Origin of the sequence: Synechococcus sp. H60.2 (genome assembly GCF_047462315.1) — a bacterium.
Lineage (GTDB): Bacteria > Cyanobacteriota > Cyanobacteriia > Thermostichales > Thermostichaceae > Thermostichus.
In genome coordinates, this window is sequence record NZ_JANSIZ010000074.1 from 1 (window position 1) to 11,229 (window position 11,229).

Sequence of the window (11,229 nt, forward strand, 5' to 3'; positions counted from 1 at the left end):
CCCCCCCCCTCAGCCCCCCCCGCTGCGGCGGACCGCGGCGTTGCTATTCACCCCGGCGGGGGGTGGGGGGCGCGTGCGCCGGCGCGGGGCGGGGTTGTAGCGGGCGCGGGGCAGCAGCACCAGTTGCACCGCCTGTTGCAGGTCTTCGGCCAAGAGGTGATCCCGTCCCTCCAGCGCCGCCAGGGCACGGGCCGCCCGCAGGGCAAACTGCTCCCCTCGATGGCCTTGGACATTGCCGCGGATGGCCTCCTGCACCAGGTAGTGGATCTGTTCCCGCCGTGGCTTGACCTGGGGCAGCCACTCCCGCGCCAGGAGAATGCGGGTGCGGATTTCCTCCACTTCCGCCTGATGCTCGGCCAGAAAGGGCTCAGGGGCGTCGACAAATCGAGTTGCCCGCTGGACAATTTCCCCTCGCTCCTCCAAGCTCAGCTCCTGCCCCACCGGCACCACCAGCGCTAGGCGATCCAGCAGGTGGGGGCGCAGGGATCCCTCTTCGGGGTTGTAGGTGGCCACTAGGAGAGGCCGGCAGGGGTGCTGCAGGCTCAGCCCTTCTCGTTCCAGGCGGTTTACCCCCTCTCCCACCACCGTCAGCAGCAGGTTGACGATGGCGTCGTCTAAGAGGTGGATGTCGTCCACATAGAGCACACCGCGGTGGGCGGCAGCCAAGAGCCCTGGCTGGAAGACCGTTTCCCCCTGCTTCACCGAGGCCTCCACATCCACGGATCCCAGCAGCCGATCCTCCGTCACCCCCAGGGGAATCTGGACAAAGGTAGGGGCTATCAGTTGGGTGGGGGGTGTCGTCCCCTGCGGGTAGCGGGCCTTGGCCCAGTCCGACCAGGTCTCAGGCCGCGCCGGGTCGTCGTTGCAATAGGAGCCGGCGATGACCTCGATGGGAGGTAGCAGGGCGTGGATCCCTCGGGCCAAGACCGACTTGGCCGTGCCGCGCGGCCCCACCAGCACCACCCCTCCCAAGCTGGGATCCACCGCCGCCAGCAATAGGGCTAGCTTGGCGGTTTGCTGTCCGACGACAGCGGTAAGGGGGAAGGTGCGGGGAGGGGCTAGGGTTACGGATCCCAGGGGTGACTTGGGGAGGTGGGTCATCGACGGTTAAATCTTGCCGATCTTTTGAGATCTTCCCAGATCCAGGGCAGATTGAGAGCTGTACACAGAAGAATAGCTCGGTAGCCCCGTACTAAGCGCTCCGCGCCGCTGACGCGAATGAGATGGGGAAGGGTTTCTGGATGTCCCTGCTGAACCGCTGCTGTTTTGTCAAACTTCAGCGGCTTGCAATCATCACATGCTTGGTAATCTGATACTCTCGTACCGCTTCTGTCGAGAGATCTTTGCCAAATCCCGATTGCTTGAAGCCGCCGTGGGGGGCCTCCGAGGCGATGGGGAGGTGATCGTTGATCCAGACGGTGCCCACCTCCAGATCGGCGGCCAGCTTCATCGCTCGTCCGATGTCTTGAGTCCACACAGAAGCCGCCAGCCCGTATAGGACGTCATTGCCCAGGCGTAGCGCTTCTGCTTCTTCGCGAAACGAGCTGAGGGTGAGAACTGGCCCAAAAACCTCACTCTGCACGATCTCCGCTTTTTGATCGACATCGGTAATCACTGTGGGTTCGTAGTAGTAGCCCCGGTCTAGTTGGGAAGGGATCCGCCCGCCGGTCAGCACCTTGGCTCCCTCGGCTTTGGCCCGCTCCACAAATCCCATCACCCGCTCTCGCTGGGCTGCCGAGACCAGGGGCCCCATCTCCACCCCCGCCTCAAAGGGAGGCCCCACCACCACCTTGCGCATTGCCTCGACAATGGCCTCTTGCATCTGCGCCAGCTTGCTCTCGTGCACATAGACGCGGGTAGCTGCCGTGCAGTCCTGGCCGCTGTTGAAGGTGGCGGCAAAGGCGGCCTTGGCGGCCACGCTTTCCACGTCGGCATCTGCAAAAACCAGGAAGGGTGCCTTGCCCCCCAGTTCCAAATGCACCCGCTTCAGGGTATTGGCGGCGGTGCGCATCACCTGCTTGCCAGTGGCGGTAGAGCCAGTGAGGCTGACCATGCGCACTTGCGGGTGTTCCACCAGGGCTTGGCCAGTGGCATTGCCTCCGGTAACGATGTTGACCACCCCCGGCGGGATCCCGGCCTCGGCAGTGAGCTCCGCCAGCCTCAAGGTGGTTAGAGGAGTGGTGGGAGCGGGCTTGAGCACTACCGTGCAGCCGGCGGCTAGGGCAGGGCCAATCTTCCAGACGGCCATCAGCAGCGGGTAGTTCCAGGGGGTAATTTGCGCGCACACCCCCACCGGCTCCTTGCGAAATAGCGAGGTGTAACCCTTGGCGTATTCTCCGGCGCTGAAGCCATGGATGTCGCGGGCGGCAGCGGCAAAGAAACGCAGGTTATCTACCGCAAAAGGCAGATCCCCTCCCAAGCTCACCAACTCATAGGGCTTGCCGGTGTTTTCCGACTCCAGGCGCGCCAGTTCAGCAGCCTGCGCCTCGATCAAATCCGCCAGTTTCCAGAGGGCCAGGGATCGCTCGGCGGGGGTGAGCTTCGACCAACGGCCATCGGAAAAGGCGGTTTGGGCAGCCTGTACTGCCCGATCCACATCGGCGGGGCTGGCGTCCACCACCTCCGCTAGTTTCTCCCCCGTGGCCGGGTTCTCGATAACCATCAGGTCTCCCCCTTGACTATCCACCCATTGGCCGTCGATCCAGAGTTTGTAGGCCATGGCCTCTTCTCAACTGCTCGCTAGAAACACTTCTCCCCATTGTGCCGAATCTTGTCCAGCTTGGGGGGTGTTGTCGGGGAGAGGGATCCCCTCTCTTCCATTTCTGTCTGATAAGGTCAGAAGGGAGCTTTCTGCACAAGCGAGGTTGGCGCATGTCTCCTGTGCTGTGGCAAGCCATTGGGTACGCCTGCGGGATCTCGTTGGGGATCCTGGCGTTGGTTACCCTTGTCCACGTTCTCTGGCAGCGCCTAGAGCAGCAGGCCGAGAAAACTACGGCCCAGCCAGCCGAGCCGCCAGCAGCTCCAGAACCTCGCAGCACCTCGGAGGAGGGATCCCTGTCAACATGAATGACACAGTTCGCGTTCACGTTTGGGTACGCGGGCGAGTTCAGGGGGTAGGGTTTCGGGCTTACACGGAAGCCATGGCCCGCAGCACCGGTGTCCACGGCTGGGTGCGCAACTTGCGGGATGGCCGTGTCGAGGCCGTTTTTGAGGGATCCCCGGCGGCGGTGGAGGCAATGCTGCGCTGGTGTCAGCAGGGCAGCCCCGGCTCGCAGGTGGAGGGCGTCGAACACCGCTCCGAGCCACCCGAGGGCCTCTCCACCTTTGAGATCCGCCCCACCGTTTGAGGCAGCGGGTCAGGAGCTGGTGACATCCCACTAGAATGGGGAAACCTGCCCTTTACTCTTTTGGCCATGACGGTTGCTGCTCCTGCCAAAGTGGAATACGAAGCTGTCATTGGGCTGGAGGTGCACTGCCAGCTCAGCACCCGCTCCAAGATCTTCTCCAGCAGCGCGACGGCCTTCGGCGCTCCCCCCAACACTCAGATAGATCCCATCTGCATGGGCCTGCCCGGCACCCTGCCGGTGCTCAACGAGAAAGTGCTGGAATACGCAGTCAAGGCTGGCTTGGCCCTCAACTGCACCATTGCCCCTTACAGCAAGTTTGACCGCAAGCAGTACTTCTACCCCGACTTGCCCAAAAACTACCAAATCTCCCAGTACGACCTGCCCCTTGCCACCCACGGTTGGGTTGAGATCCAGCTTAGCGACGGCCGCACCAAGCGCATTGGCATCACTCGTTTGCACATCGAAGAAGATGCGGGCAAGTTGGTGCATGCCGGCAGCGATCGCCTTGCGGGATCCAGCTATTCCCTGGTGGATTTCAACCGGGCAGGAGTCCCCCTCATCGAGATCGTCAGCGAGCCAGACATCCGCAGCGGCGAGGAAGCCGCAGAATACGTGCAGGAGCTGCGCCGCATCCTGCGCTACGCCGGCCTGTGTGATGGCAACCTGCAGGAGGGATCCCTGCGCTGCGATGTCAACATCTCGGTGCGTCCGCTGGGGAGTCAAACCTTCGGCACGAAGGTGGAAATCAAAAACATGAACTCCTTCAACGCCATCCAGCGGGCCATTGAGTACGAGTTCAACCGCCAAGTCAAGGCTTTGGAAGCAGGCGAGCCTATCGTGCAGGAAACCCGCCTTTGGGAAGAAAACAGCCAGCGCACCATCAGCATGCGCAAGAAAGAGGGATCCAGCGACTACCGCTATTTCCCCGAGCCGGATCTGCCGCCCATTCGCGTTACCGAGGCGCAAAAAGCCCGCTGGCAGGCGGAGCTGCCGGAATTGCCCGGCGTGAAGCGGCGGCGCTACCAGGAGGCATATGGCCTTTCGGTGTACGACTCCCGCTACCTCAGCGACGAACGCAACACCGCCGAGTACTTTGAGGCCGTGGTTGCCGCTGGCGCTGACCCGAAGGCAGCCGCCAACTGGATGATGAGCGACATCGCCAGCTACCTCAACACCCACAAGCTGGACTACCCCGACATTGCCCTAAAACCAGAAACCCTGGCCGAGCTAATTAGCCTTATCGAGCAGGGCGTCATTTCCAGCAAAATTGCCAAGGAAATCCTGCCGGAGCTGTTGGAAAAAGGTGGCTCTGCCCGCGCCTTGGTGGAGGCCAAGGGCCTGACCCAAATCTCCGATAGCCACCTCTTGGAGCAGATGATTGCCGAGGTGCTGGCAGAAAACCCCGAGCAACTGCAGCAGTATCGCGGGGGTAAAACCAAGCTCTTTGGCTACTTTGTCGGGCAATTGATGAAAAAAACCCAAGGGCGGGCGGATCCTAAGCTAGCCAACGAGCTGCTCAAGCGGCATCTAGACGGGTGACCTCCTACTTTTCCGCTTCAACGGGATCTTGCAGTCCCTCCACGAGCAGACATAGGCTGCCCCACCGCGTAGGTGTCCTCGACTCCAGCAGCGCTCACCGCCTCTTCGCGGGGGTGTTTGGATCCCGGCCCTGGCTTTGCCAGTGCAGTGCGGGACTTGTCCACCCCCCCTAGCTAACTCCAGACTTCGGTGAGGGAGTAGCCCAACTCCTGGATCATGCGCCGCAGCAGGGGCAAACTTAACCCGATGACGTTGCCAGGACACCCCTCGATCCGCTCCACGAACAGGCTGCCCCGACCGTCGATGGCAAAGCAGCCCGCACAATTGAGCGGCTCGCCGGTGGCCACGTAGGCGCGGATCTCCTCGTCGCTGGGCTTGGCAAAAAACACCCGCGTAACCGCATAGTGGACGAGGCGGCGGTTCTGCTTCGTGTCAATCAAGGCATGGCCCGTGTAGAGCTCTCCCACTTCGCCCCGCATTTGCCGCAGGCGCTGTTCCGCTTCCAGAGCATTGGCCGGCTTGCCCAGGATTTCTCCCTTGAGGTAGAGCACCGAGTCGGCCCCGATAACCAAGACGGGCTGCCGTTGTTGGGCCGCCACCACTTCGGCTTTGGCCGAGGCCAGCTTCTGCACCAGCTCCACCGGATCCGAGCTTTGGATTTGGCTTTCGTCAAAGTAGCTGGGTTGAACGCGGAAAGGGATCCGGGCAGCTTCTAACAATTGGCGGCGGGCAGGAGATTGCGAAGCCAGGACAATGGGAGGCAACATCGATTCAATACTCAACTCAAGCCTAGACGTTTGCAGGAGCGAAGTTCGCTCCACTTACCAGTTTCCATTACCCTAGTCAAGGTACGCCCAATAGTCGCTCAAAGGAAACTCTCTCGATCTCTCCCAGCTGGATCCCGTTTGTGACCACCCTGCCCTCCCAGGCCTCCCCTCAAGCCAAGCTTGTCCCTGCTGGCCTCCTCCAGCGGTATTGGGGAGATGAAGACACTCCCGAAAGCCGCTGGGTCAATTTACTGGTGGCAGCCCTGGTTCTCTGCTCGTCCACCTTCTTTGTGGCGGAAACCTACCCCCTGCCCTTGGAGGTGCGCCTTAGCCTAGAGCGGCTGGATCGCCTGATCCTTGGCCTGTTTGTAGTGGAGTACCTGCTGCGTTGGGCAGCGGCTCCGCAGAAGCTGCGCTACGTCTTCAGCCTCTATTCGCTCATTGACTTGCTGGCGATTTTGCCGTTTTTTGCTGGTCTGGCCGATATTCGCTTTATCCGTCTCTTGCGCTGGTTTCGCATCCTGCGGCTGCTGCGCCTGGTGGAGGGCAAGACCCTATTGGGTCAGGTAATCTCTGCTGACACCCGCATCTTGTTGCGCATCCTTTTTACTCTCTTTGCGATTGTCTTTGTCTACTCTGGCCTTATCTACCAGGTGGAACATCCGGCCAATCCCACCGCTTTTGCCACCTTTTTGGATGCTTTCTACTTTTCTGTTGTCACCATGACCACGGTGGGGTTTGGGGATCTCACCCCCACCTCTGAGCTGGGCCGGCTGTTGACGGTGCTGATGATCTTGACGGGCGTGGCCCTGATCCCTTGGCAAGTGGGGGAGCTCATCAAGCAACTGGTGAAAAGCGGCAACTCAGTTCAGTGGGCCTGCCCAGGCTGTGGTCTCTCCCAGCACGATGAGGATGCCCAATTTTGCAAGCGCTGTGGCACGCCGCTCTACCCGGATAGCCAAGCCCCTCCAGCCAGTAGTCCGCTGGCCAATCTCCCGGTTGGGGGCAAAGACAGGATAGGCTAGGACGGGATCCAGAGAACCTGCAATGTGGGCACATCCTGAGTTGGCCATCCCTGGCAAGCTCAATGTAAAGGCGGGAGTGGTGATGCTGCTGGCAGCCATCGTCCTGGGCCTCATCCTCAGCCAAGTTCAGCCGCTGCTGCCCGCTCCGCAGGATTTGCCAGGGATCCCTAGGGAACCCCTTTCCTGGCAAGAGGTGCCCAAACAGAAATACGCCTGGCACATCTGCTATGCCTTTTTGGGCAATATGGGGCTAATCAACATCGGCGGCGGACTGGCGCTGGTGGTGTTGGGATCCCGCTTTACGGCTGGGCACCTGTTTTCCCAGATTCTTCTTTTGGGGGGAATGCTGCACCCTGCCTCTTGGGCCTTGGTAGCCCTGACCGGGTTAGAGGGATGGGGCTGGCTGGGCAATATCGGGGCAGCAGCCGTGGCGCTGGTTGTGATAGCCCTGTTTGTTCGCCTGATCTGGGCCACCTATTGCTCAGCGCAAGCCCTTCAACGGCAAACCCGATCCCGCCTCTCCCGCTAGCTTCCCCGGCAGTTGGGAAAGGCTAAGAAACTGTTTAAGATTGTTTTTAGACATTGTCTCTGCTAACACTCGACTGGGCATGGCTATCAAAGAAGAGGTTTTTTTTGAGGGCGGCCCTCACACGGGCGATCTGGTGTTGAACTCCTTCCTCGGCCTCACCCTCGTCGGCTTGCCTCTGTTTGTGGGGGCGCTGGTGCGCAGGCTGTGGGTTCACTACCGGATTACCAACCGCCGCATCACGGTCATTGGCGGCTGGGGGGGGAAGGAGCGCTCTGATGTCATTTACAAAGAGATTGCCAGGGTGGTGACGGTGCCACGGGGCCTGGGCACGTGGGGCGATATGGTGCTTACCCTCAAAGACGGCAGCCGCCTAGAGATGAGGGCAGTGCCCCGCTTCCGCGAGATCTACGCTTACATCAGCGAACGCCTTGACGAGAAAGCCCGGCAGGTAAGCGGGCCCATCGGCCAGAAGCGCCGCCCTGCAGAATCCTAGCCATGCCCGACCCTGCCCCAAGCTGGGATCCCGCTTGGCCACAACGCCTAGCGTTGGTGCATGAGTACCTCATCTGGCCGGGGGGATCGGAAAGGGTTTTGCAGGAGTTGGTGTCTTTTGCCCCGCAAGCTCCTCTCTATGTCAGCCTTTTCTCGGCCCACACCTTGCCGCCGGGCTGGCAGAAGCTGTCGATTCACACTTCGTTTTTGCAGGGCTGGGCGCGCTGGCTGGGGGTGCTGCGCCGCAACTACCATGCCCGCCTCAAGTACATCCTGCCCTGGATGCCTTTGGCCTACGAGAGCTTCGACTTTTCCGGCTATGACTGTGTAATCTCCAGCAGCCATGCCTTTGCCAAAGGGATCCTGACAGGGCCTTCCACCCTCCACCTAAGCTACATCCACAGCCCGCCCCGCTACCTCTGGGAAAACCGGGAGATCTATCTTGAGCGGGAGGGGTTGACAGGGATTCGCCCGCTTGCTGCCCTCAGCCGATGGCTAATGCACCGCCTGCGCCAGTGGGATTTTGTGGCGGCCCAGCGGCCAGATCTATTGATTGCCAACTCGCAGCACATCCGCCGGCGCCTCGCCAAGCTCTACCGCCGCGAGGCCGTGGTTATCTATCCGCCGGTGCCGCTGCAGGGGTTTGAGCCGGTGGCCACTCCCCAGGCCGACTACGACCTGGTGGTAAGCCGGCTGGTGCCCTACAAGCGGGTGGATCTCGCCATTGCTGCCTGCCAGCAACTGAACCGCCGTTTGGTAGTGGTGGGGGAAGGGCCGGAGCTGCCGCGACTGAAGCAACTGGCAGGGCCGCAAGTGGAGTTTTTGCCCCACCAGCCCCAAGACCGTCTGCAGGAGTTGCTGGCCAACTGCCGGCTGCTGCTGTTGCCCTGGGAGGAAGACTTTGGCTTGGTAGCAGTGGAAGCCCAGGCCTGTGGCCGACCGGTGGTGGCCCTCAACCGAGGCGGTACCTGCGAGACCGTCCGCCACGGCCAAACGGGGATCCTCATCCCCGAAGCCAGTGTGGAAGCCCTCGTCGAAGGACTGCGCCAGGCAGAGCGACAGGAGTGGGATCCGCAGCAGATTCGTGCCCATGCTCTGCAATTTCGGCCGGAGCGGTTTCACGCCCAACTGGGATCCCTGCTGCGCTGGGCCTGGCCCCGTTTTCAAGCTGGAGAGCCGCTGGATCCGCGAGCATGGAGCGCTGAGTAGAGCCGCCGCTGCACAAAAGTTGGCAACTCGATGCGGCTGCGCTCCCCCCTTTCTCCGCCGCTGCAGCCCGTGGCCAAAACAGAGCGCTTCAGCAGCCTTTCTGTGTGATCCTGCTCCTCCTTGAGGGTAAGGGGGGGGATCCCGCCAGCGGGCGTTCTCCCAGTTGTGGGTCGGCTGGTGGGTGGGGAGGGAGCAGGCCCTTCAGCCACCGCCTGAACCCGTTCCTGAGCTGGGCGGCCAGACCTGAGCTCGACAACTGCTTGGGGAGGAGCTGCAGACGACTGCCGCAGGGCGGCCAGTTGTTCCTCCAGCTCCTGGTTGCGTTGCAACAACAGAGCCACCTCTTTTTCCTGAGTTTGGGCATAGGCGTGGGCCTGCACACACTCGGTTTTCAAAGTCGCCACCTGCTGCTGCAGCTTCTCGAGCTGTTTTTGGCTAACCAGATAATGGGCCTCCGCCAGCTCCCGTGCCCGCTGGGCTTCTTCCAGGCTTTCCCGAGTTGGTCGCTGGGCCAGCTCCCGAACCTGCTGCTGCACTTCCTGCCACTGGGCAAAGGTGGGCCGCTGAGCCAGCTCTTGGAGAAGCTGATCCCGATCAGCCCGTAAGGCGTCGAGCTCACGGGTGAGAGCCTGCACTTGCTCTTTTAGAGCAAGGAGCTGCTGCGCCTGCAGGGACTCCGCCTCGCCGCTGGGATCCCCTTGGGCTTTTGGCTCTTGGCGCAGAGCCTGTAGCTCCGCCTCCAGTTTGGCAATTTGCTGGGTCTGTTCTGCCTGACGCTGCTGGCTCTGCTGCAGCTCCGCCAGCAAGGTGGCTCGCTCAGCCTTGGCAAAAGAGGCTTGTTGGCGCAAGCGGTTCAGCTCCGCTTGCAAGCTTGCCCATTGCTCGTGCGAAGGGCGTTCTTCCAATTCGCGAAGACGTTGCTGTGCCGCATTCAAGTCGGCTTGCAGGCGTGCCTTTTCGCTTTCCAGATCCACCTTGAGACGCTGCCACTCAGCCTCAGCCTGGCGGTGGGCCGCTTCCAGCTCCGTCCGTAGGGTTTCCATTTCCTGCGCAGAAGGCCGACCGGCCAGCTCCTGGATTTGCGCCTGCAACTGTGCCTTTTCCTTCTCCAGCTCTTGGATGCGGAGCTGCAATTGGGCTTGCAAAAGCTGCACCTGCGGCAACTTGACGGCATATTCCCCCAACTGGTTCGCCTGCTGTTTCAGCTCCAAGAGCTCCTGCTGCAGTTGATAGAACCGGGCCGGATCAACGCGCCGCTGCAGTTCTGCCTTCAGGGTTTCGATTTCTGCTTGGCTGGTCTGCAACTGTTGCTGCAGGATCTGGTAGTGCTCCAGCGTGGGTCGGCGCTCCATTTCCCAGAGGAGATTTTGTAACTCTTCAATGTGTTGCTGTTGGAGCTGAAAAGCTTCTAGGGTAGGACGTTGTTCCAGCCGCGCCTTCTCCTCTTGACAAGCCTGCAAAGCTTGCTCCCGCTCCTGCAGTTGGGCCTGCGCTTCAAGCAGTTGCCGTTCCAGGCGATGGGTACATTCAATCTGCTGCAACGACAGTGCTTCTGACTCTGCTAGGGAGCGCTCCAAGTTGCGCACACGCGCCCGCAAGGCTTTTAGCTCCTCTTCCACTTCCATAGCCCGGCTGCTCGACAGGTTATGGGCTTTACTCTAGCAGATGCTCCGGGCAAATATCCAGCTCGACACCACATATAGTGTGAGTTTTTGAGTTCCCGCAAAACTGACGCTAGAGCTGTCACCTCCATCCTCTATACTTGGGGGAGTTAGTTTTGGGGCGGGAGTCCTGTGATCAAGCTGGGATCTAGACTTTGGGAGTTGGCGCTGGCCCTGCTGAGTGTAGCTTCGGTCAGTTGTGGTGCCGACGCGCTCACTGCCAGAACCCCTTTGCCGCCGCTAATCACCAGCAGCGACATTCCTGCCGCCGTCAGCCGGGGCGGCTTTTTGGAGGTCGGGGTCTCGGTGTCGGTGCCGGGTCGGATCCCGGCGGAGCTGGCGTTTCAGGTGTCATGGTCAGGGATCGAGGTGCAGACGCTGTCAGCAGCCCAGGTCAACTGTGTCTCCGGCGAGGTGTCCTGCACTACTCGCTTCCGCATCCGCCCCCCTTCAAACTTGGTGCCCGGCTCCTACCTGCTTAGTTTGCGAGTTTTCGACCGGTTGGGACAAAGTGCCGCTGTGACCGAGACGGTGCTGTTGAGGGATCCCTGAGACTGGCCTGGTTGCACCTTAGCGTTGTCTTTCAACGTAAGGCGCGGGATTCCCCACCCGGGTGGGGAGGGATAGCGCCTCCTGACTGATTCTGGATATATCGCTTCA

General features: G+C 61.2%; 12 protein-coding genes. 8 read left to right on the top strand and 4 right to left on the bottom strand.

Features of this window, described 5'->3' with window-relative positions; all coding sequences use genetic code 11:
* Positions 1-9: 9 nt before the first annotated feature.
* Complete coding sequence (locus tag NW845_RS10760) at positions 10-1,101, bottom strand: ATP-binding protein (RefSeq protein ID WP_414378498.1); 1,092 nt, start codon at positions 1,099-1,101, stop codon at positions 10-12.
* 175 nt (positions 1,102-1,276) lie between these two features.
* Positions 1,277-2,719 (bottom strand): gamma-aminobutyraldehyde dehydrogenase, encoded by a 1,443-nt coding sequence (locus tag NW845_RS10765; RefSeq protein WP_414378499.1) that lies wholly within the window; start codon positions 2,717-2,719, stop codon positions 1,277-1,279.
* 152 nt (positions 2,720-2,871) lie between these two features.
* Here NW845_RS10765 and NW845_RS10770 point away from each other — a divergent pair, with 152 nt between their 5' ends.
* The 3 genes from NW845_RS10770 to gatB all read left to right on the top strand — a co-directional run bounded on the left by NW845_RS10770 (position 2,872) and on the right by gatB (position 4,886).
* Positions 2,872-3,066: a hypothetical protein gene (locus NW845_RS10770; protein ID WP_414370483.1), complete on the top strand. Its 195-nt coding sequence runs from the start codon at positions 2,872-2,874 to the stop codon at positions 3,064-3,066.
* Positions 3,063-3,347 (top strand): acylphosphatase, encoded by a 285-nt coding sequence (locus NW845_RS10775; RefSeq protein ID WP_414378501.1) that lies wholly within the window; start codon positions 3,063-3,065, stop codon positions 3,345-3,347. The genes NW845_RS10770 and NW845_RS10775 overlap by 4 nt, the downstream gene beginning before the upstream one ends.
* A 66-nt stretch (positions 3,348-3,413) precedes the next feature.
* Positions 3,414-4,886 carry an Asp-tRNA(Asn)/Glu-tRNA(Gln) amidotransferase subunit GatB gene (gene gatB / locus NW845_RS10780; protein WP_414378503.1) on the top strand — a complete coding sequence of 491 codons (1,473 nt, stop codon included), beginning with the start codon at positions 3,414-3,416 and terminating at the stop codon, positions 4,884-4,886.
* 173 nt (positions 4,887-5,059) lie between these two features.
* Here gatB and NW845_RS10785 read toward each other — a convergent pair whose 3' ends face one another.
* Positions 5,060-5,653 carry a Maf family protein gene (locus NW845_RS10785; RefSeq protein WP_414378505.1) on the bottom strand — a complete coding sequence of 198 codons (594 nt, stop codon included), beginning with the start codon at positions 5,651-5,653 and terminating at the stop codon, positions 5,060-5,062.
* 140 nt (positions 5,654-5,793) lie between these two features.
* Between NW845_RS10785 and NW845_RS10790 the strand changes: the two genes are divergently transcribed.
* The 4 genes from NW845_RS10790 to NW845_RS10805 all read left to right on the top strand — a co-directional run bounded on the left by NW845_RS10790 (position 5,794) and on the right by NW845_RS10805 (position 8,908).
* Positions 5,794-6,678 carry an ion transporter gene (locus NW845_RS10790; protein WP_414365827.1) on the top strand — a complete coding sequence of 295 codons (885 nt, stop codon included), beginning with the start codon at positions 5,794-5,796 and terminating at the stop codon, positions 6,676-6,678.
* Between the two features lie 22 nt (positions 6,679-6,700).
* Positions 6,701-7,207, top strand: coding sequence for a hypothetical protein (locus NW845_RS10795; protein ID WP_414365828.1), 507 nt, complete (start codon positions 6,701-6,703; stop codon positions 7,205-7,207).
* Positions 7,208-7,286: 79 nt separating this feature from the next.
* On the top strand, positions 7,287-7,700 hold the full coding sequence (locus NW845_RS10800) for a PH domain-containing protein (RefSeq protein WP_414365829.1): 414 nt from the start codon (positions 7,287-7,289) through the stop codon (positions 7,698-7,700).
* A 2-nt stretch (positions 7,701-7,702) separates the two neighbouring features.
* The gene (locus NW845_RS10805) at positions 7,703-8,908 is read left to right on the top strand and encodes a glycosyltransferase (protein ID WP_414378507.1); all 1,206 of its coding nucleotides are present in this window, start codon (positions 7,703-7,705) and stop codon (positions 8,906-8,908) included.
* Here NW845_RS10805 and NW845_RS10810 read toward each other — a convergent pair.
* Entirely contained in the window at positions 8,863-10,533 is a 1,671-nt protein-coding gene (locus tag NW845_RS10810; protein WP_414378508.1) for a hypothetical protein, read from the bottom strand. The two genes, NW845_RS10805 and NW845_RS10810, sit on opposite strands and share 46 nt — an antisense overlap.
* A 168-nt stretch (positions 10,534-10,701) precedes the next feature.
* Between NW845_RS10810 and NW845_RS10815 the strand changes: the two genes are divergently transcribed.
* Positions 10,702-11,121, top strand: a complete 420-nt coding sequence (locus NW845_RS10815; protein ID WP_414365832.1) for a hypothetical protein — start codon at positions 10,702-10,704, stop codon at positions 11,119-11,121.
* Positions 11,122-11,229: the final 108 nt, after the last annotated feature.